This is a genomic window from Janthinobacterium sp. EB271-G4-3-2 (assembly GCF_020858035.1).
GTDB lineage: Bacteria > Pseudomonadota > Gammaproteobacteria > Burkholderiales > Burkholderiaceae_D > Janthinobacterium > Janthinobacterium aestuarii.
Genome location: NZ_JACYMG010000007.1, coordinates 122,222 through 145,918 on the forward strand (window position 1 = coordinate 122,222; position 23,697 = coordinate 145,918).

Annotated in this window: 26 protein-coding genes; 6 read left to right on the forward strand and 20 right to left on the reverse strand. The window is 60.9% G+C overall.

Annotated elements, in window-relative coordinates; all coding sequences use genetic code 11:
* Positions 1-183: 183 nt before the first annotated feature.
* Positions 184-2,301: a polyribonucleotide nucleotidyltransferase gene (gene pnp / locus IGS55_RS16315; RefSeq protein ID WP_128142471.1), complete on the reverse strand. Its 2,118-nt coding sequence runs from the start codon at positions 2,299-2,301 to the stop codon at positions 184-186.
* Positions 2,302-2,521: 220 nt separating this feature from the next.
* A complete protein-coding gene (gene rpsO / locus IGS55_RS16320) occupies positions 2,522-2,791 on the reverse strand; it encodes a 30S ribosomal protein S15 (protein ID WP_010399743.1) in 270 nt (89 codons plus the stop codon).
* A 185-nt stretch (positions 2,792-2,976) separates the two neighbouring features.
* Between rpsO and bamE the strand changes: the two genes are divergently transcribed.
* Positions 2,977-3,474 carry an outer membrane protein assembly factor BamE domain-containing protein gene (gene bamE / locus IGS55_RS16325; RefSeq protein WP_128142470.1) on the forward strand — a complete coding sequence of 166 codons (498 nt, stop codon included), beginning with the start codon at positions 2,977-2,979 and terminating at the stop codon, positions 3,472-3,474.
* Between the two features lie 142 nt (positions 3,475-3,616).
* Here the strand turns inward: bamE and IGS55_RS16330 are convergent, their stop codons facing one another.
* From IGS55_RS16330 to IGS55_RS16370, 9 genes are all read right to left on the reverse strand, one after another.
* Complete coding sequence (locus tag IGS55_RS16330; protein WP_230517967.1) at positions 3,617-5,161, reverse strand: 2-isopropylmalate synthase; 1,545 nt, start codon at positions 5,159-5,161, stop codon at positions 3,617-3,619.
* A 48-nt stretch (positions 5,162-5,209) separates the two neighbouring features.
* On the reverse strand, positions 5,210-6,061 hold the full coding sequence (gene pssA / locus IGS55_RS16335; RefSeq protein ID WP_070288765.1) for a CDP-diacylglycerol--serine O-phosphatidyltransferase: 852 nt from the start codon (positions 6,059-6,061) through the stop codon (positions 5,210-5,212).
* Between the two features lie 157 nt (positions 6,062-6,218).
* Positions 6,219-6,974, reverse strand: a complete 756-nt coding sequence (locus tag IGS55_RS16340) for an SIMPL domain-containing protein (protein WP_230517966.1) — start codon at positions 6,972-6,974, stop codon at positions 6,219-6,221.
* 102 nt (positions 6,975-7,076) lie between these two features.
* A complete protein-coding gene (locus tag IGS55_RS16345) occupies positions 7,077-7,832 on the reverse strand; it encodes an SIMPL domain-containing protein (RefSeq protein WP_230517965.1) in 756 nt (251 codons plus the stop codon).
* A 205-nt stretch (positions 7,833-8,037) separates the two neighbouring features.
* Positions 8,038-9,264: an MFS transporter gene (locus IGS55_RS16350; protein ID WP_230517964.1), complete on the reverse strand. Its 1,227-nt coding sequence runs from the start codon at positions 9,262-9,264 to the stop codon at positions 8,038-8,040.
* 177 nt (positions 9,265-9,441) lie between these two features.
* Positions 9,442-9,852, reverse strand: coding sequence for a hypothetical protein (locus tag IGS55_RS16355; protein WP_230517963.1), 411 nt, complete (start codon positions 9,850-9,852; stop codon positions 9,442-9,444).
* Between the two features lie 150 nt (positions 9,853-10,002).
* Complete coding sequence (gene ilvC / locus IGS55_RS16360; protein ID WP_034750044.1) at positions 10,003-11,019, reverse strand: ketol-acid reductoisomerase; 1,017 nt, start codon at positions 11,017-11,019, stop codon at positions 10,003-10,005.
* Between the two features lie 75 nt (positions 11,020-11,094).
* A complete protein-coding gene (ilvN, locus tag IGS55_RS16365; protein WP_010399754.1) occupies positions 11,095-11,586 on the reverse strand; it encodes an acetolactate synthase small subunit in 492 nt (163 codons plus the stop codon).
* A gap of 2 nt (positions 11,587-11,588) precedes the next feature.
* On the reverse strand, positions 11,589-13,319 hold the full coding sequence (locus tag IGS55_RS16370) for an acetolactate synthase 3 catalytic subunit (RefSeq protein ID WP_051991041.1): 1,731 nt from the start codon (positions 13,317-13,319) through the stop codon (positions 11,589-11,591).
* A gap of 496 nt (positions 13,320-13,815) precedes the next feature.
* On the opposite strand from IGS55_RS16370, the gene IGS55_RS16375 reads away from it, so the two are divergent.
* The 5 genes from IGS55_RS16375 (at position 13,816) to IGS55_RS16395 (ending at position 16,566) form a co-directional block, all read left to right on the forward strand.
* A complete protein-coding gene (locus tag IGS55_RS16375) occupies positions 13,816-14,385 on the forward strand; it encodes an RNA polymerase sigma factor (protein ID WP_034779551.1) in 570 nt (189 codons plus the stop codon).
* Positions 14,382-14,786, forward strand: coding sequence for a DUF3619 family protein (locus IGS55_RS16380; RefSeq protein WP_034750051.1), 405 nt, complete (start codon positions 14,382-14,384; stop codon positions 14,784-14,786). Before IGS55_RS16375 ends, IGS55_RS16380 begins: the two co-directional genes overlap by 4 nt.
* Positions 14,787-15,548 carry a DUF3106 domain-containing protein gene (locus tag IGS55_RS16385; RefSeq protein WP_230517962.1) on the forward strand — a complete coding sequence of 254 codons (762 nt, stop codon included), beginning with the start codon at positions 14,787-14,789 and terminating at the stop codon, positions 15,546-15,548. It abuts the gene before it with no gap.
* Positions 15,538-16,074, forward strand: coding sequence for an RDD family protein (locus IGS55_RS16390; RefSeq protein ID WP_230517961.1), 537 nt, complete (start codon positions 15,538-15,540; stop codon positions 16,072-16,074). Before IGS55_RS16385 ends, IGS55_RS16390 begins: the two co-directional genes overlap by 11 nt.
* 63 nt (positions 16,075-16,137) lie before the next feature.
* Complete coding sequence (locus IGS55_RS16395; RefSeq protein WP_230517960.1) at positions 16,138-16,566, forward strand: group III truncated hemoglobin; 429 nt, start codon at positions 16,138-16,140, stop codon at positions 16,564-16,566.
* Here the strand turns inward: IGS55_RS16395 and IGS55_RS16400 are convergent.
* From IGS55_RS16400 to IGS55_RS16440, 9 genes are all read right to left on the reverse strand, one after another.
* Complete coding sequence (locus tag IGS55_RS16400) at positions 16,563-17,321, reverse strand: rRNA pseudouridine synthase (protein WP_230517959.1); 759 nt, start codon at positions 17,319-17,321, stop codon at positions 16,563-16,565. The genes IGS55_RS16395 and IGS55_RS16400 overlap by 4 nt on opposite strands.
* 200 nt (positions 17,322-17,521) lie before the next feature.
* Entirely contained in the window at positions 17,522-18,439 is a 918-nt protein-coding gene (locus IGS55_RS16405) for a class I SAM-dependent methyltransferase (RefSeq protein WP_230517958.1), read from the reverse strand.
* Positions 18,426-18,620, reverse strand: a complete 195-nt coding sequence (iscX, locus tag IGS55_RS16410) for a Fe-S cluster assembly protein IscX (RefSeq protein ID WP_230517957.1) — start codon at positions 18,618-18,620, stop codon at positions 18,426-18,428. Before iscX ends, IGS55_RS16405 begins: the two co-directional genes overlap by 14 nt.
* A gap of 1 nt (position 18,621) precedes the next feature.
* Positions 18,622-18,963: an ISC system 2Fe-2S type ferredoxin gene (fdx, locus tag IGS55_RS16415; protein ID WP_034750070.1), complete on the reverse strand. Its 342-nt coding sequence runs from the start codon at positions 18,961-18,963 to the stop codon at positions 18,622-18,624.
* 61 nt (positions 18,964-19,024) lie between these two features.
* Entirely contained in the window at positions 19,025-20,911 is a 1,887-nt protein-coding gene (gene hscA, locus IGS55_RS16420; RefSeq protein ID WP_230517956.1) for a Fe-S protein assembly chaperone HscA, read from the reverse strand.
* Between the two features lie 108 nt (positions 20,912-21,019).
* Positions 21,020-21,535 (reverse strand): Fe-S protein assembly co-chaperone HscB, encoded by a 516-nt coding sequence (hscB, locus tag IGS55_RS16425; protein ID WP_230517955.1) that lies wholly within the window; start codon positions 21,533-21,535, stop codon positions 21,020-21,022.
* A gap of 66 nt (positions 21,536-21,601) precedes the next feature.
* Positions 21,602-21,922 (reverse strand): iron-sulfur cluster assembly protein IscA, encoded by a 321-nt coding sequence (gene iscA, locus IGS55_RS16430; RefSeq protein WP_034750079.1) that lies wholly within the window; start codon positions 21,920-21,922, stop codon positions 21,602-21,604.
* A 51-nt stretch (positions 21,923-21,973) separates the two neighbouring features.
* Complete coding sequence (iscU, locus tag IGS55_RS16435) at positions 21,974-22,363, reverse strand: Fe-S cluster assembly scaffold IscU (RefSeq protein ID WP_034779562.1); 390 nt, start codon at positions 22,361-22,363, stop codon at positions 21,974-21,976.
* Between the two features lie 55 nt (positions 22,364-22,418).
* Positions 22,419-23,675 carry an IscS subfamily cysteine desulfurase gene (locus IGS55_RS16440; protein ID WP_230517954.1) on the reverse strand — a complete coding sequence of 419 codons (1,257 nt, stop codon included), beginning with the start codon at positions 23,673-23,675 and terminating at the stop codon, positions 22,419-22,421.
* Positions 23,676-23,697 lie beyond the last annotated feature (22 nt).

Sequence of the window (23,697 nt, forward strand, 5' to 3'; positions counted from 1 at the left end):
GTCAGGGGGAATATCCCCTCCCGAATCTACAAGGCGCGGCAGCGGCCAATGCGAGCTGTATCAAAGCCGCTGCGAACGCCTGCCCGCACCTTCGATACAGCGCAAACGCGGCGCAAAAAAAACCGCCAGGGCTTGCGCGCTGGCGGTTTTTGAGCATGCGGCCGGGGCCGCAGTCAGCCTGACTTAAGCGGCTGGCGCTTCGTTGCCTTCAGCAGCTTTCATCGACAGCTTCAGACGGCCGCGGTCGTCCGTTTCCAGCACTTTGACGCGAACCAGCTGGCCTTCTTTCAGGTAGTCGGCCACGGCGTTGACGCGCTCGTTGGCGATCTGCGAGATGTGCAGCAAGCCGTCTTTGCCAGGCATGACTTGCACGATGGCGCCGAAGTCCAGCAGTTTCAGCACGGTGCCTTCGTAGGTCTTGCCCACTTCGACGGAAGCGGTCAGTTCTTCGATGCGGCGCTTGGCTTCCTGGCCGGCTTGCGCGTCAACGGAAGCGATGGTGACCACGCCCTCGTCGCTGATGTCGATCTGCGTGCCCGTCTCTTCGGTCAGCGCACGGATCACGGCGCCGCCCTTGCCGATCACGTCACGGATTTTTTCCGGGTTGATCTTGATGGTGATCAGACGCGGTGCGAAATCGGACAGTTCGGTTTTGACGTGCGGCATGGCTTTTTGCATTTCGCCCAGGATGTGCTCGCGGCCTTCCTTGGCTTGCGCCAGTGCCACTTGCATGATTTCCTTGGTGATGCCCATGATCTTGATGTCCATCTGCAGCGCCGTGATACCGTTGCGGGTACCGGCTACCTTGAAGTCCATGTCGCCCAGGTGATCTTCGTCGCCCAGGATGTCGGACAGCACGGCAAACTTGCCGCCTTCCTTGATCAGGCCCATGGCGATACCGGCCACGTGTTCCTTCATCGGCACGCCGGCGTCCATCAGTGCCAGGCAGCCGCCGCAGACGGAAGCCATCGACGAGGAACCGTTCGATTCCGTGATTTCCGACACCAGGCGCACCGAGTAGCTGAACTCTTCAGCTGCTGGCAAGGCGGCGATCAGCGCGCGCTTGGCCAGGCGGCCGTGGCCGATTTCGCGGCGTTTCGGCGTACCGACGCGGCCCGTTTCGCCGGTGGCGAACGGAGGCATGTTGTAATGCAGCATGAACGAATCGGTGAACTCGCCCATCAGCGCATCGATCTTCTGGCTGTCGCGGGCGGTGCCCAGGGTAGCGACGACCAGCGCCTGCGTTTCGCCGCGCGTGAACAGGGCCGAACCGTGGGTGCGTGGCAGCACGCTGGTGCGGATCGAGATCGGACGCACGGTGCGCGTGTCGCGGCCGTCGATGCGTGGCTCGCCGTCGAGGATCTGCGTACGCACGATTTTCGCTTCGATGTCGAACAGGATGTTGTTGACTTCGGCGCTGTCGATCGCCGCGCCGCCGGTGGCAGCGACTTCAGCCGACAGGTCGGCGATCACTTCCGACGTCGCCGCTTTCAGCTTGGCCGTACGCTCTTGCTTGTCCTTGGTTTGATACGCGTCATTGATCTTGGCGTTGGCGAAATGCGCGACGCGGGCGATCAGTGCTTCGTTTTTCGGCGCAGGCGCCCATTCCACTTCCGGCTTGCCGCCGTCGCGCACCAGGTCGTGAATCGCGTCGATGACGACTTTCATCTGATCGTGGCCAAAGACCACGGCGCCCAGCATGATTTCTTCGGACAGCTGTTTCGCTTCCGATTCGACCATCAGCACGGCCGTTTCGGTACCGGCGACAACCAGGTCCATTTCCGACGTTTTCAGTTGCTGGACGGTCGGGTTCAGGATGTACTGGCCATTGGCGTAACCGACGCGCGCGGCGCCGATAGGACCGTTGAAAGGCACGCCCGACACGCACAGGGCAGCGGAGGCGCCGATCATGGCGGCGATGTCCGGATCGATTTCAGGGTTAACCGACAACACGTGAATGATGACTTGCACTTCATTCAGGTAGCCTTCCGGGAACAGCGGACGGATAGGACGGTCGATCAGACGCGATGTCAGTGTTTCTTTTTCGGAAGGACGGCCTTCGCGCTTGAAAAAACCGCCCGGGATTTTACCGGCAGCATAGGTTTTCTCGACATAATCAACCGTCAAAGGGAAGAAATCCTGGCCTGGCTTGGCATCTTTGCGTGCCACCACCGTTGCCAGAACGACGGTATCTTCGATCGACACCAGCACTGCGCCGGATGCCTGACGTGCGATTTCGCCGGTTTCCAGGGTCACTTGGTGTTGACCGTACTGGAAGGTTTTCGTAACTTTGTTAAACATGGGGTATCCCTTTTCTAATTGCCGACAGATTTTCAGGGGCTGTCGTTCACCTCACCACAGGCGGCGGAAACTTCGTTGCCGCCTTTACTACTTTACTTTTAAAACATGATGTCGGTAGAGAATACTGCACTTACCGATAAAAATCCGGAATTCAAATGACAAAATGCCCGCGTCAGCGAACTGGCGCAGGCATTTCTGTATAAACCTTGTACGGCAAAAATTACTTGCGCAGACCAAGTTTAGCGATCAGGTCGCGATAACGGGTAGCGTCTTTAGCCTTCAGGTAGGACAACAGGCTCTTACGACGGTTGACCATCATGATCAGGCCGCGGCGGGAGTGGTGATCTTTCGAGTGGGCTTTGAAGTGGCCGTTCAGTTCGTTGATGCGAGCTGTCAGCAGTGCAACTTGCACTTCAGGGGAGCCGGTGTCGTTTTGACCACGTGCGTTGTCCGCGATGATAGCGGCTTTGTTGATGTTTTCTACTGTCATGATAAACCTTTCACATGCGGTGCACAGAGTCTGAACCCTATCCACCGTGAACTACGATTATTAAAATACTGGCCTAGGCTTCCAACCAGACGCGCAAGTATATCGGAAAAATGCCCGCCTGTATCCTGCCGTGCGCGCTTTTCTCGGTGCATGATAGGGTTTTCCTGCATTTCAGGAGGTCAACCATGAAAAAACTGCTCAAATCAGCAACACCGCTGCTGTTTGCCATGCTGGCCGGCTGCGCCAGCTGGAACGTCCCGCCGCCCCAGCCGGGCGAGCCGCGCGCCGCCGTGGAAGCGCGCCTGGGCCGTCCCACGAATATCTACCAGCTGCCCACGGGTCCCGAACTCGAATACGCGACGGGACCGTACGGCCAGTACACATATATGGCCCGCTTCGGCCCCGACGACAGGTTGATTTCCTACGAGCAAGTGCTCGACACGCCGGGCTTTGCCCGCATCAAGGTAGGCGTGTCGACTCAGCAAGACGTGCTGCACACCTTGGGCCGCCCGACGGAAACATCGTATTTGTCGCTGCCGAAACTGCACGTCTGGTCCTACCGCTACAAGGAATCGGGCGTGTGGGATTCCATGATGCATGTGCACTTCGACCACGACGGCATCGTGCGCATGATGATGAACGGGCCCGATCCGGCCAAGGAAGAGCGGCGGTTTTTCTGGTAAAACATTACCGGCGCAACAACGCCTGATAAAACCGTAGCGAGCGGAAGAGAGAGGTGGCTAAGAAGCGCAACCGTACTCTAGTACGGTGAGCATCGCAGGCCACCTATATCGACGCGCAGTAGGTTTAATCAGGCGTCCTTCACTAAGGCTGCGGGTCGATGCGCTCATCCTTGGCATGCAGTTTGTTCAAGGCCGACAAATACGCCTTGGCCGACGCGACGATAATGTCCGGGTCGGCGCCCACGCCATTGACGATGCGCCCGTCGCGCGACAGGCGCATCGTCACTTCGCCCTGCGACTGCGTGCCCGTGCTGATGGCGTTGACGGAGAACAGGACCAGCTCGGCGCCGCTGGCGGCCGCGCTTTCGATGGCGTTGACGGTGGCGTCGACGGGGCCGTCGCCCTGCCCTTCGCAGCTGCGCTGCCGGCCGCCGACGAGGAATTCCACGCGCGCATGCGGCACGGCGCCCGTCGTCGACTGCTGCGTCAGCGCAACAAAACGGTAGTGCTCACTCTCCTGCGCCTGCTGCTCTTCGCTGACGAGGGCCATGATGTCTTCGTCGAAAATCTCGGATTTCCGGTCGGCCAGCTCCTTGAAACGCAGGAAGGCCGCGTTGACCTCCGCTTCCGATTCCAGAGAAATGCCCAGCTCCTGCAACCGCTGCTTGAAGGCATTGCGCCCCGACAGTTTGCCGAGCACGATCTTGTTGGCCGTCCAGCCCACGTCTTCGGCGCGCATGATTTCATACGTCTCGCGCGCCTTTAAAATGCCGTCCTGGTGGATGCCGGACGCGTGCGCAAAGGCGTTCGCGCCCACGACGGCCTTGTTCGGCTGCACGGCAAAGCCCGTAATCTGCGACACCATTTTGGACGCCGCCACGATCTGCGTCGTATCGATGCCCACCGTCAAGTTGTAATAGGCGGCGCGCGTGCGCAGCGCCATCACCACTTCTTCCAGCGCCGTGTTGCCGGCCCGCTCACCGAGGCCATTGACCGTGCATTCGATCTGCCGCGCGCCGCCTATCATGACGCCGGCCAGCGAATTGGCCACAGCCAGGCCCAGGTCGTTATGGCAATGGACAGACCAGATGGCCTTGTCGGAGTTCGGTATGCGTTCGCGCAAGCGCTTGATGGTGGCGCCGAAGATTTCGGGCACGGCGTAACCGACCGTGTCGGGGAAATTGATGGTGTTGGCGCCCTCGGCGATCACGCCCTCGAGCACACGGCAAAGGAAATCTTCATCGGAGCGGCTGCCGTCTTCGGGGCTGAATTCGATGTCGTCCGTGAACTGGCGCGCAAAGCGCACGGCATTTTGCGCCTGCGTAAGCACTTGCTCTGGCGTCATGCGCAGCTTCATCTGCATGTGCAGGGGCGACGTGGCAATAAACGTGTGGATGCGCTTGCGCTCGGCTGGCGCCAGCGCTTCGGCGGCGCGGGCGATGTCGCGGTCGTTGGCGCGCGACAGCGAGCAGATGGTGGAGTCGCGCACGGCGCCGGCAATCGCCCGTATCGACTCGAAGTCGCCCTGCGAGGCGGCGGCGAAGCCCGCCTCGATCACATCGACCTTCATGCGCTCGAGCTGCTTGGCGATGCGCAGCTTTTCCTCGCGCGTCATGGAGGCGCCCGGCGATTGCTCGCCGTCGCGCAAGGTGGTGTCAAAAATGATGAGTCGGTTGCTGGTGGTCATGGCTGCTCCTGGCTGGCTGAAGACTGGCGACGCTACCGACTCGCCGCATTAATGCTCGGGGTCGGTCTGAATGATGCTGACGGGCTTGCCCTTCGCCATGCGCCAGAAAAACACGGCGTAGCCGGACAGGCCATACACGACGAAAATCGGGAACAGCACCTTCGGCGGATCGATGGAAATGAGCGCAAAGAACAATGCCAGCAGGAATACCACGATGAAAGGCACGGACTTGCGGAAATTCACATCCTTGAAGCTGTAGAACGGCACGTTGGTGACCATGGTCAGGCCGGAAAACAGGGCGATCGTCCACGACACCCAGGCCAGCTGGTTGCCGGCAAATTCCAGGTCGTTCATCAGCAGGATGAAGCCGGCCACCATGGCAGCCGCAGCCGGGCTGGGCAAGCCCTGGAAGAAGCGCTTGTCGACCACGGCGATATTCGTGTTGAAGCGGGCCAGGCGCAAGGCGGCGCCGGCGCAATACACGAAGGCGGCCAGCCAGCCCAGTTTGCCCATGCCGCGCAGCGACCATTCGTAGATCACCAGCGCCGGCGCGGCGCCGAACGACACCATGTCGGACAGGCTGTCGTACTGGGCGCCGAATTCGCTCTGCGTATTCGTCAGGCGCGCGATGCGTCCGTCCAGGCCGTCGAGGATCATGGCGATGAAGATGGCCCAGGCCGCGTGTTCGAATTTCTGGTTCATGGCCATGACGATGGCGTAGAAGCCGCAAAACAGGGCTGCCGTCGTGAAGGCGTTCGGCAACAGATAGATGCCGCGGCGGCGCAAGGTTTTCTTGCCAGTGCCATCGGTCACCGGCTGGCGCACGAATTTGCTGAAGCGGGACGCTTTGGATACTGCGGGGGTGCCGTTCTTGCCTCTACGACGGGGGAAGTTTGCCATGTTGTTCCATATCTTGTGTACTGCGGGGGAATCGGTGCCAGATGGCAGGCGCATGACTGTTACGGCATGCGCCTGCCGATGTTGTCATTATAGAGGAGCCACCGCCAAAGAAAAGCGCGGCGGCGTCAAGCCGGCAATATTGATCCCTGTTCAAGCCTTATTTGAACTTGACCTTGGCCACCAGGCCCATGTTCAGGGTCGTTTCGCCCGGCTCGAAGCTCGGTTCGGCCACCTGGTTGCCGCCATGGCCCATGGAGTCGGCGCTCATGGCGCGCGCGCCGGCCACGTTGGCGCGCTGCACATAGTTGCCCGAACCTTCGAAATCGATGGTATCGATCACGGCGTCACTGACGTTGCGGCCCATGGCGCCGGCGATGGCGGCCACGCGTTCGTTGAGGTTCTTGTAGGCGGCGGCGATGCGCTGGTCGTCGAGCTTGCGGATGGTGGCCGGTGCCAGGCCGAAGTTCAGGCGGTTCAGGGTCAGCACGCCTTGCGCCGCGGACACGGTTTTCGGCAAGGCGGCCAGGTTGGTCGTCGTTACCTGCAGGTACTGGCCCACTCGCCAGCCGGTCGGCACTCTGGGCTTGGCAGCGACACCAGGCGGCAACGGCGCCGTTTCCGGGTACACGGCATACGTGTAGTAGCCCTGGGTCTTCAGCACGGCTTGCGGATCGGCTTTCTTGACGATGGCCGCGCCCTGGTTCATCTTCTGGTTCACGCGCGAGGCGGCGGCGGCCTTGTCCTTGTCCTGCTCTTCGACGGCCAGGGTGACGGTCACCTGGTCGTTCGCATGCACCACTTCGCCGTTGGCGGGCACCACCACGAGGGTGCCTGAGGTGGGCAAGGTCTGGGCTTGTGCGCTCAGGGCAACGGTAGCGGCGGCGGCGGCCAGCAGTGATTTCATGACGGTCATGGGGTTCTCCTGGAAAATATTGGGGGCAAAAACGACCATGGGGCCAACAGCCCCATGATTTTTAAAACAGTCTAACGCGAAAATATTTCCGCGCTAACGCGCTTACTTGAACTTGACCTTGCCGACGACGCGCATGTCGAGCGTCGTTTCGCCCGGCTCGAAGCTCGGTTCGGCGACGGTGCTGTCTTCGGCCATCTTGGCGCTGCGCATCATCATCGGCGCGGCGGCAGGACGGTTTTCCGTGGCGTAGTTGCCCGAACCTTCGAAGTCCACCGTATCGAGCACGGCGTCGGAGACGTTGCGGCCCATGGCCTTGGCGATGGCGGCCACGCGCTCGTTCAGGTTTTTATACGTGGCGGCGATGCGCTGGTCGTCCAGCAAGCGGATGGTTTCCGGCTTCAGGCCGAAATTCAAGCCGTTCAGGGTCAGCACGCCTTGCGCCGCCGACACGGTCTTTGGCAGGGACGCCAGATTGGCCGTCGTCACTTCCAGGTACTGGCCGACACGCCAGGCCGTTGGCAAACGCGGCTTGGCGACGGCGCCAGCCGGCAATGGGCGCTCTTCCGGATACACGGGATAGGTATAGTAGCCGTACGATTTCAATGCCGCCGACGGGTCGGCCTGCTTGACGATGGCGATGCCCTTGTTCATCTTCTGGTTGACACGCGACGCGGCCGCGGCTTTGTCCTTGTCCTGTTCTTCGACGGCCAGGGTAGCGACCACCTGGTCATTGACATGCTTGACTTCGCCAAACGCGGGGACGACCACCAGAGTGCCGGAAGTCGGCAAGGATTGAGCTTGCGCGCTCAGGGCAACGGTGGCTGCGGCGGCAACAAGGACGGATTTCATCACGGTCATGGGGTACTCCTAGGTAGTTAATGTGGCTGACAGCCAGCGAACGGGGCGCTTTTGGCACCCCTTTCGCTTGAGAAACTTGTCAAACTGTGTAGATTCTAACGCCTCATTCATTCCCATGGCGCAAATTAACAAATCGTCACAAAATGCGCTTGCCAGTCACATCTGCTCACATTTCAATACACTGTCATCATAAATAACAATGTTATTAGTGACCGACCACCGCGCCGCCGCTGCGCCGGCCCGGCTTGAAACTGTGGCGGTGCGCGCGCCAGGCGATGCTCAACGCCACCAGCAGCAAGGCCAGCATGGCCCACGGGAACGAGGCCGCGCCATAGCCGTCAAGCAGCATGCCGCCCGCCAGGCCGCCGCCGGCGATGGCCACGTTCCAGATGGTCGCGACCATCGCCTGCGCCACATCCATGCCGTCGCCGGCAGCGTCGGCCGACGCCGTCTGCAGCAAGGTGCCGGCGCCGCCGAAGGTGACGCCCCAGAAGGCCATGCTGATATAGATCACGGCGGGCGAGTCCATCGCCAGCCCCAGCGCCACTACCACCAGAGCAAAGGCGGCGATGCAGCCCAGCACGAGCGGGCGCAGCCAGCGGTCGATCAGCTGGCTGACCAGCCAGATGCCGACCAGCGAGCCGACGCCATATACGAGCAGCACCAGGTCGACGCGGGGGCGCAAGCCGGACGGCGCCAGGAACGGCGCGATATACGTGTATAAAATATTATGCGCCAGCATCCAGGCGACGATCACAAACAGAATCGGCCGCACGCCCGGCGTCACGAACACCTGGCGGATCGACAGGCGCTCGCCACTCTTTTGCCCCGGATAATCGGGCACGACCAGCAACACCCACGCGACCAGCACCACGGCCATGCCGGACATGATGCCAAAGATGCTGCGCCAGCCCAGCACGCCGCCCATCAGGGTGCCCAGCGGCACGCCCAAGGAGAGGGCCAGCGGCGTGCCGATCATGGCAATGGCCATCGCCCTGCCCTGCTGTTCGGGACGCACCATGCGGCGCGCATAACCTGCCATCAAGCCCCAGGCCAGCCCGGCGGCCATGCCCGTCACGAAGCGCGCGACCAGGGCGACGGTATAGTTGGGCGCCAGGGCCGTCGCCGTATTGAAGATCAAAAAGCCGATGATGGCCAGCAACAGGACATTGCGCCGGCGCCAGGTGCTGGTGAGCGCCGTCAGGGGAATCGCCGTCAGGATGGAGCCGATGGCGTACACGGTCACCAGCTGGCCCGTCATGACTTCGGAAATACCGAGATCGCGGGCAATCTGCGGCAGCAAGCCGGCCGGCAAGGTTTCCGACAGCAGGGCGAGGAACGCCGTCATGGCCAGGGCCAGCAAGGCCAGGATGGGAATGGAAGAGTCAACAGCAGCCTGCGAGGGCGCCGTGGCGGTGATACGGTCAGTCATGGGGGTCTTTCTGGTTGCGCAAGCGGCTAAAAAACTAGCGCCTGGCGTGCTACAAAAGCGGTGATGCGCGTTGCGGTCGGCAGATACCGAAACAGATGCAGTCCATAGGAAACTGCAAAGGAAGGGCGGAATTGTAAAGCAAACGCGCCAACAGCGTGCGTACGAAAACAACCGTGCTCAGGCTGGCGTCATGCAGGCATCATTGGCCGCCTTGCGCGGCGAAAACCAGGCATTCGATTTCGGACTGTACAGGAAGGCGCAGATGACGGCGAACGTGAGCGCGCCAGGCAAGACGTACATCTTCTGCGGCACGGTCGCCAGGCAGAACGCAATGTCGATCACGCCCCACACCAGGTACACAGTGCGCGCGCCACGCTGCCTTTGCAACATGGCCAGCGCTGCCACCAGGGTAAGGCCCTGACTGAAGAGCAAAATCGCGTATTGCACTTCCGCGGGAATCGCGCCGTCCGTCATCCACGCCTGCATGGCGGGATCGTTGCGGCCAAGGTAAGCCGACACCAGCGCTGACAGCGAGCCGATGACCAGAAACCAGCAGCTGATGGCAAGCGAGACGGGACGTTTGACCACATGAAGATTCCCGACAAGAACTTTAGAAAAAACAAGCATGGTGCTGACAGTATTGTTGAATGGGCCTGATTGTAACGGATGTTGCCTGCCAAACGCCTGCGCATAAAAAAAGCCGGCTTGCGCCGGCTTCTTGTGAGTAACTACAAGCGCTTAGTTTTTCGACTGATCAACCATCTTGTTCTTGGCGATCCAAGGCATCATGGCGCGCAGTTTCGCGCCCACTTCTTCGATCTGGTGCTCGGACGTCAGGCGACGGCGCGAAATCAGGGTCGGTGCGCCTGCCTTGTTTTCCAGGATGAAGCTCTTCGCGTATTCGCCCGTTTGAATGTCTTTCAGGCATTGACGCATCGCATCCTTGGTGGCCGAGGTCACGACTTTAGGACCGGTCACGTATTCGCCGTATTCGGCGTTGTTCGAGATCGAGTAGTTCATGTTGGCGATGCCGCCTTCATAGATCAGGTCGACGATCAGTTTCAGTTCGTGCAAGCACTCGAAGTACGCCATTTCAGGCGCGTAGCCCGCTTCCGTCAGGGTTTCGAAGCCGGCCTTGATCAGTTCCACGGCGCCGCCGCACAGCACGGCTTGTTCGCCGAACAGGTCCGTTTCGGTTTCTTCGCGGAAGTTCGTTTCGATGATGCCGGCACGGCCGCCGCCGTTGGCCGACGCGTACGACAGGGCGATATCGCGGGCGATGCCCGATTTGTCCTGGTACACGGCGATCAGGTGGGGCACGCCGCCGCCCTGGGTGTAGGTGGCGCGCACGGTGTGGCCCGGCGCTTTCGGCGCGACCATGATCACGTCCAGGTCGGCGCGTGGCACGACTTGGCCGTAATGCACGTTGAAGCCGTGGGCGAAGGCCAGCACGGCGCCTTGCTTGGCGAACGGGGCGATGTTTTCGTTGTAGACCTGGGCGATGTTTTCATCTGGCAGCAAGATCATGATGACGTCGGCCGCTTTCACGGCGTCGTTGACTTCCGCCACTTTCAGGCCCGCTTGCTCGACCTTGGTCCACGAAGCGCCGCCCTTGCGCAGGCCGACGGTGACGTTGACGCCCGAATCGTTCAGGTTTTGCGCGTGTGCGTGGCCTTGCGAACCGTAGCCGATGATGGCAACGTTTTTACCTTTGATCAAGGAGAGGTCAGCGTCTTTGTCGTAAAAAACTTTCATGGTATTTCCTATATATTTGATGATGCGTTGTTGTTTTAAATGCGGCGCCAGGGCCGCGTAGTGCTGCTTGTATTTTTATACTTTGAGGATGCGTTCGCCGCGGCCGATGCCGGAACCACCGGTACGGACGGTTTCCAGGATGGCGGCGCGGTCGATCGAATCGATGAACGCGTCGAGCTTGACCTTGTTGCCGGTCAGTTCGATCGTGTACGTCTTTTCAGTGACATCGATGATGCGGCCACGGAAGATATCGGCGGTACGCTTCATTTCCTCGCGTTCCTTGCCCACGGCACGAACCTTGATCAGCATCAACTCGCGTTCGATATGCTGGCCTTCGGTCAGGTCCACCACCTTGACCACCTCGATGAGGCGGTTCAAGTGCTTGGTGATCTGCTCGATGATGTCGTCCGAACCGCTGGTGACGATGGTCATGCGCGACAGGGTCGAGTCTTCCGTCGGCGCCACCGTCAATGTTTCGATGTTGTAGCCGCGTGCCGAGAACAGGCCCACCACGCGCGACAGGGCGCCCGCTTCGTTTTCCAGCAAGACAGAAATAATATGGCGCATGATTAGAGATCCTCCGAACCGAGCATCATTTCGGACAGGCCCTTGCCGGCTTTCACCATTGGCCACACGTTTTCGGACTGGTCGGTAATGAAGTTCATGAATACCAGCCTGTCTTTCATGCCAAACGCCTCTTTCAGGGCGCCGTCGACGTCGCCCGGTTTTTCAATTTTCATGCCCACGTGGCCGTATGCTTCCGCCAGCTTTTCGAAGTCGGGCAGCGAATCCATGTACGACTCGGAATAGCGCGAACCGTAATCGATTTCCTGCCACTGGCGCACCATGCCGAGGAAGCGGTTGTTGAGCATGATGATCTTCGGCGTCAGGTGATACTGCTTGCACGTGGCGAGCTCCTGGATGCACATCTGGATCGAACCTTCGCCCGTGATGCAGGCAACGGTGGCGTCCGGATTGGCCATCTGCACGCCCATGGCGTACGGCAAGCCGACACCCATGGTGCCCAGGCCGCCGGAATTGATCCAGCGGCGCGGCTTGTCGAAGCCATAATATTGCGCCGCCCACATCTGGTGCTGGCCCACGTCGGACGTGATGAAGGCGTCGCCCTTGGTGATCTGGAACACCTTTTCCACCACCGATTGCGGCTTGATGACCAGGTCGGAGGTCGGGTATTTCAGGCATTCGCGGCCACGCCATTCGGCGATCTGCTTCCACCAGTTGCTCAGGGCATTGACGTTCGGCTTGGCTTCGGCCGCGTCCAGTTGCGCGAGGAACTCGATCAGCACGTCCTTGACGTTGCCGACGATGGGGATATCGACCTTGACGCGCTTGGAAATCGACGATGGATCGATGTCCACGTGGATGATCTTGCGCGGATGCGAGGCGAAATGTTTCGGGTTGCCGATCACGCGGTCATCGAAACGGGCGCCGATGGCGATCAGGACGTCGCAGTTCTGCATCGCCATGTTCGCTTCATAGGTGCCGTGCATGCCGGGCATGCCGACATACTGCTCGCTCGAGGCGCGGTAGCCGCCCAGGCCCATCAAGGTGTTGGTGCACGGGAAACCCAGGCGGTCGACCAGCTTGTTCAGCTCGGGAGCCGCATGCGCGAGGATGACGCCGCCGCCCGTGTAGATCATCGGGCGTTCGGCTTGCAGCAACAGCTGCACGGCCTTGCGGATCTGGCCCGAGTGGCCCTTGTCGACGGGACGGTAGGAACGCATCTCGACTTCTTTCGGATAGTCGAAATGGCATTTGTGCATGCTGATATCCTTGGGGATATCGACCAGCACGGGTCCCGGACGGCCGGTACGGGCGATGAAGAAGGCTTTCTTGATCGTCGCTGCCAGGTCCTTGACGTCCTTGACGAGGAAGTTGTGCTTGACCACGGGGCGCGTGATGCCGACCGTGTCGCATTCCTGGAACGCATCCTGACCGATGGCGTGGCTCGGCACCTGGCCGGAGATCACGACCATGGGAATCGAGTCCATGTACGCGGTGGACAAGCCCGTGACGGCATTCGTGACGCCCGGACCGGACGTGACGATGGCGACACCGACTTTGTTCGAGCTGCGCGAATAGGCATCGGCGGCGTGGATCGCGGCCTGCTCGTGGCGTACCAGGATATGCTGGAATTTGTTTTGCTGGAAGATGGCGTCGTAGATGTAGAGTACGGCTCCGCCCGGATATCCAAAGACGTGCTCGACGCCCTCTTCAGCCAGACAGCGCACGACAATTTCTGCGCCGGTAATGGGTCCTGCTGCTGCTTCGGTATTCATGAAACATTCCTTTCAAGGTCCATTGGAGATTGATCGGATGTTCTTTCCTGACGAAGTTCGCCGTGCGCGACAGTGCTCCTGCTTCCCTTTTCATGCGGTCACGACATTTCTTTGGGCACCCATAGATACCTTACAAAACAACGCTTAACGCAACTCGTTTGGCCGGAGTTTCTGTGGCGCCTGTACGAACCGCTCGCGCTTGTGGCGCGGGTTAGAACAAACTGCCTACAAATGAAAGCGCGTCTTGCCGCGGATGGCCTTGTGTGCCGGTCGCGACCTGACCATAGGGCTTTGGGGTGTTCAAAGCGTCCCATACGTTATCGCGTTGCACCATTATGGTCAAGGAAAATGTCAGCCGAAAGGCCATTTCGCCCGCACGCCGTGCAAAAACCCTGCGGAAACGCACATTTTTTGCTAGCATGCACGGGGTTGCAAAAAGCATACCCGCCCCCATTTCGCCCACCGCTCCCAGCAGCCGCTAAGATCCCCATACCGCATGGCAACAGACAAAGAATTATCCGACTTTCTAGAAAATGTCGAGCGGCGCGCTTTCAAGCAGGCCGCCTACGCGGTCCGCAAGGAAGAATCGGCACTCGATATCGTGCAGGACGCCATGATCAAGCTGGCCGAGAAATACGGCGACAAGCCGGCCGCCGAACTGCCGATGCTGTTCCAGCGCATCTTGCAGAACACCATCCTTGATTATTTCCGCCGCGAAAAAGTTCGCAACACCTGGGTCAGCCTGTTTTCCGGCATGAAGCCCTCGGGCGACGAGCATGAAGATTTTGATATACTTGATACTTATGAATCGGAACAGGGCTCGAGTGCCGCCGAATCGTCGGCCGACCAGGTCGAACGCGCGCAAATCCTTGATTTGATTGATGCAGAGGTACAAAAACTGCCCTCACGTCAACGCGAAGCCTTCCTCATGCGTTACTGGCAGGACATGGATGTGGCTGAAACAGCGGAAGCGATGGGTTGCTCCGAAGGTAGCGTGAAAACACATTGCTCTAGAGCTACCCACACGCTCGCCGAATCGCTGAAAGCCAAGGGAATTAAATTATGAACACCGACGATCTCAATTTCGCTTACAAAGTGCGCCATGCACTGAACGAAAAACTCGACGACCTGCCCGCATCGGCCACCGATCGCCTGGCAGCGGCACGCAAGCTGGCCTTGTCGCGCAAGAAGGCGGACGCCCCTGCCGCCGTCGCCGTGCGCCAGAACGTGTTCGCCGGCGTGGCCAGCAGCCTGTTCGTCGAGCCGCTGTCGTGGCTGGGCCGCATGAGCGTCATCATCCCCCTGCTGCTGCTCGTTGGCGGCCTGGTGGGCATCTATCAGTTTGAGCAGGAACAACATATTGCCGAACTGGCAGAAATCGACGCGGCCGTGTTGTCGGACGAATTGCCGCTGTCCGCCTATATGGACCATGGCTTCAACGCCTACCTGACGAAACGCGAGCAATAAATGGCACGCACGAGCGTACGCAAAGGCTGGCTGGCCGGCGGCATCGGCCTGGGTGCGTGCGCCCTGGCGGGCGCCGCCTGGGTAGGCGCGCAGCAACATGCCGCGCCCGCCGCACCTCCCGTGGCGGCAGCGCCCGTGGTGGCGCCGGTGCCGGCCGTCAAGCCCGGCTCGCCCCGCACGGGCGGCAAGGGCGGCACGCCGAAGGCTGGCGAGAATCCATCATGGAACAAGCTGTCGCGCGCGCAACAGGAAGCCCTGCAACCGCTGGCGGGCGAATGGAACAAGCTGGAAGCCTTGCGCAAGCAGAAATGGCTCGATATCGCCAACCGTTTCGCCTCCATGACGGCCGACGAGCAAATCCGCGTGCATGAACGCATGCGCGAATGGGTCAAGCTGACGCCGGAACAGCGCCGCCTCGTGCGCGAAAACTATACGCGCACGAAAAAGATCGATCCGGGTCAAAAAACCGCGCAATGGGAGCAATACCAGCAATTGCCGGAAGACCAAAAGAAAAAGCTGGCGACGGAACTCGTGCCGAAAAAACCGCTGGGCAAGGTGCCGGCGATCAATTCGACGACGACCAAGCCGCCTGTGATCGTGCCGCCCGCCACGCCGGCGGCGCCTGCCGCCGTGCCTGCCCTACCGCCCGCTCCCGCAGCGACGGCCGTGCCGGCAGGCGATCCTGCCGCCACCACGCCACCCGCCGCCGTGCCCGTCACGCCACCTGCCACGCCCGCCCCACTGCCAACCAATGCCAAATAGCACGCCTGTCGCCAGCATCACTTCCCATCCCACGATCAAGCGCCGCCTGATTTCCATGGTGTACGAGTCGCTGCTGGCCCTGGCCGTGCTCTTCTTACCCTTCCTGCTGTTTGAACTGGCCGTGCAAGGCGCGCATACGCCGTTGACGGAACACATGCGCCAGTGCCTGGCCTTTCTCGTCATGGGCGCATATTTCATCCATCAATGGAGCCGCGAAGGGCAAACCCTGGCCATGAAGACGTGGCGTTTGCAGCTGGTGCTGCCAGGCCACGCCCACGTGCCGCTGCGCGTGGCCGCCTGCCGCTACGTCCTGTCATGGATGTGGCTGCTGCCTGCCCTGCTGGTGTCGTATATATTCGATTTGCAGCACTGGACGGCGCTGGGCGCCATCGGCGTGGGCATCCTGGCATGGTCCAGCACGGCCCTGTTTACGGGCAATGGACAATTCCTGCACGACAAGTTGGCGGGCACGCGGATCGTGCAATTGCCGGCACCGGCGAAGAAGCCGAAGAAAGTCGCCGCCTGAGTTTTTACGCGGCTTGACCTGGGTCATTGAAGCGCCACGGGGGCTCTGCGATCATGGCATGCCATGAAGAATACCGCCCCCCTCCCCCACACACGCTTCGCTCCCTACCGCGAGGAAGTCTGCAGCGAAGACGAAGTCAAGCACCTCGTCCACACCTTTTATGCGGCCGCGCGCGACGATGCCATGCTGGGCCCCATCTTTGCCGCCGAGGTCAAGGATTGGGATGTCCATCTGGCAACACTGGTCGATTTCTGGTCAGGCTTGCTGCGCGGCACCATGCGCTACCACGGCAAGCCGCTGGCCCAGCACGCGAACATGGAAAACCTCACGCCCTGCATGTTCCGCCGCTGGCTGACCCTGTTCTTCGCCACGACCGAGAGCATGGGTAACCCGGCCCTGCAAGAGAAGGCCGATACCATCGCGCTGAATATCGCCGAGCGGCTATGGAAAAGCTTTGCGGAAAGCCATTCCATCACGGCGCCGCAGCTTTAGAAGCGCTCGTAACCCTGCAGATAGCGCCACTGGCCTGACGGCATGGCGCCCATCGGGATGCGGCCGATGCGCAAGCGCTTCATGGCGACGACGTCCAGTCCCACCATCTTGCACATGTGGGCGATCTGGCCCGGCTGCACGTTTTTCAGGGCGAAACGCAGGCGCGTTTCATTTTGCCAGCTGACCTTGATCGGCGGTAAAGGCTTGCCATTGAAGGGCAAGCCGTGATTAAGCAGCGCCAGGCCGTTTTCAGCGATGGCGCCCGACACTTCCACGATGAATTCCTGCTCCACCGTTTTCGCTTCGTCGACCAGCTTGCGGGCGACGCGGAAATCCTGCGTGAACACCAGCAAGCCGGACGCCATGGTGTCGAGCGGATTGGTGATGGTCAAACCGATCAGGTGGCGCTTGAGGAAGCGCGTGACGGAGCTGGGCGCCACATTTTCCGGCGTGAAAATCTCTTCTGGACGCAAACAGCTCAATGCGGGCTTCCCCTCGCTGCCCACGCCGCCATTGATGCCGGCCGGCTTATGCAGCAGGATCGTCACGGGCGGCATTTCTTCCAAGGTCGCGTTCGGCAACAGCACCACCGCTTGATTGTCGGCCACGCGCGCGCCCGATTCCTCCACCAGCACGCCATCGACCGTGACCCAACCGCCCTCGATATACAGCTCGGCCTCGCGGCGCGAACAGGGCACGTCTTCAGACAGACGCTTGGCCAGGCGGACGGTGGGCATTTCGTGTGGTGTGGTCATGGGGAGGCGCAAAAAGCAAGAGGAGGAGAAAGCCGGTATTGTAACCGACCCGCTCCTCCCCCTTTTTGCTGATTGCGCTGGTGATTGTCGGATTACGCTGCTGATTGTCGGATTACGCTACGCTAATCCGACCTACCCGACCTACCTGACCATATGCGGCTCTGTAGGTTGGCTTGGCGGCTTGCCGCGTAATCCAACAATCAGGCCTGCGCCTTGGCCAATTCCTCGGCAAAGAAACGGTGGCCCATCTCTTCCAGGCCCAGAGTCTGCAGCACTTCCTGCAGGCGTTCCGTCGGGCGCTGACGCGGCAAGTTCTTGTAGCTGGCGATGATCAGTTCATTCTTCATCGAGTGCTCCCAGCCCACCAGTTCCGTCACGCTGACCTGGTAACCGTGCGCTTCCAGCTGCAGACAGCGCAGCACGTTGGTGATCTGGCTGCCGAACTCGCGCGTGTGCAGCGGATGGCGCCACAGTTCCGTCAAGACGCTCTTGCCCAGGCTCTTGCCCTTGTTCTTCTTCAGCACGGACGCGACTTCCGCCTGGCAGCATGGCACCAGCACCATGAACTTCGCCTTTTTCTTCAAGGCGAAGTGAATCGCGTCATCGGTGGCCGTGTTGCACGCATGCAAGGCCGTAACGATGTCGATCTGCTGGGGCAGCAAGTTCGACTCCGTCGATTCGGCCACGGACAGCGGCAGGAACGACATGCCGGGGAACTTGAATTTCTTCGCCAGCTCTTGCGAGCGCTGCACCAGCTCTTCGCGCGTCTCGATGCCGTAGATGTGCGAACCGTCGTTGCCGTTCTTGAAGAACAGGTCGTACAGGATGAAGCCCAGGTACGATTTGCCGGCGCCGTGGTCGACCAGCGAGACGCCGGGGTGGTCGAGCCGCACTTCGCGCAGCAGCGGCTCGATGAACTGCGTCAGGTGGTATACCTGCTTGAGCTTGCGGCGGCTGTCCTGGTTCATCTTGCCGTCGCGCGTCAGGATGTGCAGTTCCTGCAGCAAGGCGACCGACTGGCCATCCTTGATCTCCGGCATGTTGCTGGCGGCCGTGATGACGTCTTTCGGCGCAGCGGCTGCGGTGGCGGCGGCTGCCGCGCCCTTAGCGCGCTTCATCGATCCACGCCATCTGTATCGCTTCGAGCACTTTTTCGCCGCCGCGCGTGTGGTCATCGTCGAAGCCGTCCAGTTCCACCACCCAGTTATGCAGGTCGGTGAAGCGCACGGTCAGGGGATCGATGTCCGGATGCGCGTCATACAGCGCTTCGGCGATCGCGTTGATGTCGGACCATTTCATGTTAGTGGCTGCCTTCGCTGACCTGGTTGATCGTGTATTTCGGGATTTCGACGACGAGGTCGGCCTCGGCCACGATGGACTGGCACGACAGGCGCGACACGGCTTCCAGGCCCCAGGCCTTGTCCAGCATGTCTTCTTCCAGTTCCGTCGCTTCGTTCAGCGATTCGATGCCTTCGCGGACCAGCACGTGGCAGGTGGTGCAGGCGCACGATTTTTCGCAGGCGTGCTCGATGTCGATGTCGTTTTCCAGCAGGATGTCGCAGATGGACTTGCCGGCAGGTGCTTCGATGACGGCGCCGTCCGGGCAAAGCTTGGCGTGCGGCAGGATAACGATTTGTGGCATGGTTTCTTCTTTCAGTCTGTCATTCGGAGCGCGGCCGCAGCTTCGGCGGCGCGCTGTTCAATTAGTCTTGTACGACCTGGTCCAGGGATTTACCCGTCAAGGCAGTGCGCACGCTGCGGTCCATGCGGCGCGAGGCGAAATCCTCGGTGCCGTCGGCCAGCGATTCGATCGCCAGCTTCAAGGCCTGGTGGTCGATGGCGCCGCTTTGCGATTGCACGATGGCGTCGCGCACCCGGTTCATCAAGCCATCCACGACAACCCTTTCGGCGTCATCGAGCAAGCCGCCGTCTTCGTCCAGCGCCGACTGCGTGGCCAGCAGGATGCGTTCCGCTTCCACCTGCTCTTCGCGCAGCGCGCGCGCCACCATGTCGACGTCTGCCGACGTGTACGAATCCTGCAGCATGCGGGCGATGTCGTCGTCGCCCAGGCCGTAGGCCGGCTTGACGCTGATCGACGCTTCCACGCCCGAGCGCAATTCGCGCGCCGAGACGGACAGCAAGCCGTCCGCATCGACCTGGTACGTGATGCGGATGCGTGCGGCGCCCGCCACCATCGGCGGAATGCCGCGCAATTCAAAACGCGCCAGCGAACGGCAGTCGCTCACCAGTTCGCGCTCGCCCTGCAGCACGTGCACGGCCAGGGCCGTCTGGCCATCCTTGAATGTCGTGAATTCCTGCGCACGGGCGCACGGAATCGTCGAATTGCGCGGGATGATTTTTTCCACCAGGCCGCCCATGGTTTCGATACCCAAGGAGAGCGGAATCACGTCCAGCAGCAGCCAGTCGTCGCCGGCGGCGCGGTTGCCAGCCAGCAAGTTTGCCTGAATGGCCGCGCCCAGCGCCACCACTTTATCGGGGTCGATGTTCGCGTGCGGCGTCGTGTGGAAAAATTCGCTCACGGCGCGCTGCACGTGCGGCATGCGCGTGGCGCCGCCCACCATCACCACGCCGTCGACGTCGTCCGCATCCACGTTCGCGTCGCGCAAGGCCTTCTTGATCGCGTTCATGGTCTTGGCCACCAGGTGCTGCGTCATGGTCGCAAATTCAGCGGCCGTGATACGCAGGTGGATCTCTTCGCCCGAGTTCAGCTTGGCGTCGATCGTCGTTTCCGGCTTGGTCGACAGCAGTTCCTTGATCTCGCGCGCCTTCACCATCAGGATGGCCGTGTCTTCGTCCGACAGCGGCGCCAGCTTGGCGTGTTCGCTGATCCAGCAGAACAGGCGGCGGTCGAAATCGTCGCCACCGAGTGCCGAATCGCCGCCCGTGGACAGCACTTCGAACACGCCCTTGCTCAGTTTCAGGATAGAGATGTCGAAAGTGCCGCCGCCGAGGTCGTACACGGCGTACACGCCTTCGGACGCGTTATCGAGGCCATACGCGATGGCGGCGGCCGTCGGCTCGCTCAACAGGCGCAGCACGTTGATACCGGCCAGCTGCGCCGCATCTTTCGTCGCCTGGCGCTGCGCGTCGTCAAAATAGGCGGGCACGGTGATCACGGCGCCGACCAGGTCGTCGCCGAGCGAATCTTCCGCGCGCTGGCGCAAGGTGGCGAGGATTTGCGCCGACACTTCGACGGGGCTTTTCACGCCGGCCACGGTTTTCAGCTGTACCATGCCAGGCGTATCCTGGAAATCGTAGGGCAGGTTTTCCGCGTAGGCGATGTCGGCCAGGCCGCGGCCCATGAAGCGTTTCACGGACACGATGGTGTTCTTCGGGTCGGTCGTTTGCGCGGACAGGGCCTTGTAGCCGATGTTCGCGTGGCCATTCGGCAGGTAGCGCACGACGGACGGCAGCAGGGAGTGCCCTTCCTCGTCGTTGAGCACCTCGGGAATGCTGTTGCGGACGGTGGCGACCAGGGAATTGGTGGTGCCCAGATCGATGCCGACGGCCAGGCGGTGCTGGTGCGGCGCGGTCGACATGCCTGGTTCGGAGATTTGCAGAAGTGCCATTGTATTCGTGCCTCGATTAATTTTTTGCGTGATGCGGTTGATGCCTGTCGCGCATTATAAGACGCGCGCCGGACTGGCGCTTGGCACGCCGGTCAAGCTATCCGGAGATCAAACTTCGATCGCCTCATAGGCAAAACGGACTTCCTCGCCGAATTTGTCGAGGAACATCAGGGCGCGCACGCTTTGCGCGGCATTCACATAGTCGGCGGCGTCGAGCTGGGCCGCCACCTGGGCCAGCAAGGCCTTGCGTTCGCCGCGCAACTGGCGGTCCAGGGCGTCGAGCGCGTCGGCATCCTTGCCCGCGCGCGCATCGCCCAGCTCTTCGCGCCACTCCATCTGCTGCATCAGGAAACTGACGGGCATGGCCGTGTTCGATTCCGTCTGCAAATCGACGCCATTGAGTTCGCACAGGTATTGCGCGCGTTTTTGCGGGCTTTTCAGGGTTTGGTAGGCTTCATTGGCGCGCGTGGCCCATTGCATCGCCACGCGCTTTTCAGCGCTGCTGGCGTTGATGAAGCGGTCCGGGTGGACCTTGCCCTGCACGTCGCGGTAGGCCGCGTCGAGCGCGCTCATGTCGAGCGAGAACCGCGCCGGCAACTGGAATAATTCGAAGTGGTTTTGCATAATGGTCAGTGGTCGCTGTACCGCAATCGATGGGTACAGCGCACCGACCGGGGTCTTGCCAGCTGTTTAAATCCTGAAGGACTCGCCGCAGCCGCAGGCGTCTTTTTCGTTCGGATTGTGGAACTTGAAACCTTCGTTCAAGCCTTCGCGCGCGAAATCGAGTTCCGTGCCGTCGATGTAAGGCAAGCTTTTCGGGTCGACGAAGACTTTCACGCCGTGCGATTCGAAGACGCTGTCTTCGGCCGCCGCTTCATCGACATATTCGAGCTTGTAAGCCAGGCCCGAGCAGCCAGTGGTCCGCACGCCAAAGCGCAAACCCATGCCCTTGCCGCGCCGTTCGATATAACGGTTGATGTGTTTCGCCGCTTTTTCGGTCAGTGTGATCATGTATTTCTCCGTAACTGCCCCGGCCTTGCGGCTGGGGCGGGCTACCAACGTTTAAGCTGCTGCCGGGTGACGGGTTTGATAATCCAGTACCGCCGCCTTGATGGCGTCTTCCGCCAGGATCGAGCAGTGGATCTTCACTGGCGGCAGGGCCAGTTCTTCGGCGATCTGCGTGTTCTTGATGGCCAGTGCCTGGTCCAGGGTCTTGCCCTTGACCCATTCCGTTACCAGCGAGCTCGACGCGATGGCCGAACCGCAGCCGTAGGTCTTGAATTTCGCATCTTCGATCAGGCCGTCGGCGCCGACCTTGATCTGCAGTTTCATCACGTCGCCGCAGGCAGGCGCGCCTACCATGCCGGTGCCGATGGTTTCATCACCCTTGTCGAAAGCGCCCACGTTGCGCGGGTTTTCGTAGTGATCGAGTACTTTGTCCGAGTAAGCCATTTTGATGCTCCTTTAATATTCTTGCCGCCCCCGTCAACAGGGGCCACGGTGTTGGTTAGTGGGCTGCCCATTGGATGGAATTGATGTCAATGCCATCTTTAAACATGTCCCACAGCGGCGACAGTTCGCGCAGCTTGTGTACTTTCGATTTCAGCAGGTTCACGGCGAAGTCGATGTCTTCCTCGGTCGAGAAGCGGCCGATGGTGAAGCGGATCGAGCTGTGCGCCAGTTCGTCGCTGCGGCCCAGGGCGCGCAGCACGTACGATGGTTCCAGGCTGGCCGAGGTGCAGGCCGAACCGGACGACACGGCGATATCCTTGATCGCCATGATCAGCGACTCGCCTTCGACGTAGTTGAAGCTCACGTTCAGGTTGTGCGGCACGCGGTGATCCATGTCGCCGTTGATGTAGACTTCTTCGATCTCCTGCAAGCCCTTGGCCAGACGGTCGCGCAAAGCCTTGATGCGGCCGATTTCGCTGTCCATTTCTTCCTTGGCGATGCGGAACGCTTCGCCCATGCCGACGATCTGGTGCGTAGGCAGGGTGCCCGAGCGCAGGCCGCGCTCATGGCCGCCACCGTGCATCTGCGCTTCCAGGCGCACGCGCGGCTTGCGGCACACGTACAGGGCGCCCACGCCTTTCGGGCCGTAGGTTTTGTGTGCGGTGAAGGTCATCAGGTCGACCTTGGTCTTTTGCAGGTCGATGACGACCTTGCCCGTCGCTTGCGCGGCGTCGCAATGGAAGATGATGCCTTTCGAGCGGCAGAACACGCCGATTTCGTCGATCGGCTGGATCACGCCGATTTCGTTGTTTACCAGCATGACCGACACGAGGATGGTGTCCGGGCGCACGGCCGCGGCCAGCTGCTCGACGGTGATCAGGCCGTTGTCCTGCGGTTCCAGGTACGTCGCTTCAAAGCCGATGCGTTCCAGTTCGCGCACCGTGTCGAGCACCGATTTGTGCTCGGTCTTGACGGTGATGATGTGCTTGCCCTTGGTCTTGTAGAACTGTGCCGCGCCCTTGATGGCCAGGTTGTTGCTTTCCGTCGCGCCGGAAGTCCAGATGATTTCGCGCGGATCGGCGTTCACCAGGGCCGCCACGTGGCCGCGTGCCTCTTCCACGGCTTTTTCCGCCGCCCAGCCATACATGTGGCTGCGCGATGCCGGATTGCCGAACTGCTCGCGCAGGTAGGGAATCATCTGGTCGGCGACGCGGGGATCGATCGGCGTGGTGGCCGAGTAATCCATGTAGATCGGAAAATGCGGTGCGGTTTCAAAGTGCACTTGGCCTACGTTTTTTTCTGGGGCGTTCATCAATAACTCCTGCAATCAGCAA

Coding starts and splice junctions, on each gene's coding strand:
- IGS55_RS16385 (WP_230517962.1), top strand. CDS start 14,787: ATGGCACGCACGAGCGTACGCAAAGGCTGGCTGGCCGGCGGCATCGGC.
- IGS55_RS16330 (WP_230517967.1), bottom strand. CDS start 5,161: ATGACCACCAGCAACCGACTCATCATTTTTGACACCACCTTGCGCGAC.
- IGS55_RS16405 (WP_230517958.1), bottom strand. CDS start 18,439: ATGAAGCGCGCTAAGGGCGCGGCAGCCGCCGCCACCGCAGCCGCTGCG.
- iscX (WP_230517957.1), bottom strand. CDS start 18,620: ATGAAATGGTCCGACATCAACGCGATCGCCGAAGCGCTGTATGACGCG.
- IGS55_RS16380 (WP_034750051.1), top strand. CDS start 14,382: ATGAACACCGACGATCTCAATTTCGCTTACAAAGTGCGCCATGCACTG.
- iscA (WP_034750079.1), bottom strand. CDS start 21,922: ATGATCACACTGACCGAAAAAGCGGCGAAACACATCAACCGTTATATC.
- IGS55_RS16345 (WP_230517965.1), bottom strand. CDS start 7,832: ATGACCGTGATGAAATCCGTCCTTGTTGCCGCCGCAGCCACCGTTGCC.
- pnp (WP_128142471.1), bottom strand. CDS start 2,301: ATGTTTAACAAAGTTACGAAAACCTTCCAGTACGGTCAACACCAAGTG.
- hscB (WP_230517955.1), bottom strand. CDS start 21,535: ATGCAAAACCACTTCGAATTATTCCAGTTGCCGGCGCGGTTCTCGCTC.
- ilvN (WP_010399754.1), bottom strand. CDS start 11,586: ATGCGCCATATTATTTCTGTCTTGCTGGAAAACGAAGCGGGCGCCCTG.
- IGS55_RS16370 (WP_051991041.1), bottom strand. CDS start 13,319: ATGAATACCGAAGCAGCAGCAGGACCCATTACCGGCGCAGAAATTGTC.
- hscA (WP_230517956.1), bottom strand. CDS start 20,911: ATGGCACTTCTGCAAATCTCCGAACCAGGCATGTCGACCGCGCCGCAC.
- iscU (WP_034779562.1), bottom strand. CDS start 22,363: ATGGCTTACTCGGACAAAGTACTCGATCACTACGAAAACCCGCGCAAC.
- IGS55_RS16350 (WP_230517964.1), bottom strand. CDS start 9,264: ATGACTGACCGTATCACCGCCACGGCGCCCTCGCAGGCTGCTGTTGAC.
- rpsO (WP_010399743.1), bottom strand. CDS start 2,791: ATGACAGTAGAAAACATCAACAAAGCCGCTATCATCGCGGACAACGCA.
- fdx (WP_034750070.1), bottom strand. CDS start 18,963: ATGCCACAAATCGTTATCCTGCCGCACGCCAAGCTTTGCCCGGACGGC.
- IGS55_RS16400 (WP_230517959.1), bottom strand. CDS start 17,321: ATGACCACACCACACGAAATGCCCACCGTCCGCCTGGCCAAGCGTCTG.
- pssA (WP_070288765.1), bottom strand. CDS start 6,061: ATGGCAAACTTCCCCCGTCGTAGAGGCAAGAACGGCACCCCCGCAGTA.
- bamE (WP_128142470.1), top strand. CDS start 2,977: ATGAAAAAACTGCTCAAATCAGCAACACCGCTGCTGTTTGCCATGCTG.
- IGS55_RS16375 (WP_034779551.1), top strand. CDS start 13,816: ATGGCAACAGACAAAGAATTATCCGACTTTCTAGAAAATGTCGAGCGG.
- IGS55_RS16340 (WP_230517966.1), bottom strand. CDS start 6,974: ATGACCGTCATGAAATCACTGCTGGCCGCCGCCGCCGCTACCGTTGCC.
- IGS55_RS16440 (WP_230517954.1), bottom strand. CDS start 23,675: ATGAACGCCCCAGAAAAAAACGTAGGCCAAGTGCACTTTGAAACCGCA.
- ilvC (WP_034750044.1), bottom strand. CDS start 11,019: ATGAAAGTTTTTTACGACAAAGACGCTGACCTCTCCTTGATCAAAGGT.
- IGS55_RS16395 (WP_230517960.1), top strand. CDS start 16,138: ATGAAGAATACCGCCCCCCTCCCCCACACACGCTTCGCTCCCTACCGC.
- IGS55_RS16390 (WP_230517961.1), top strand. CDS start 15,538: ATGCCAAATAGCACGCCTGTCGCCAGCATCACTTCCCATCCCACGATC.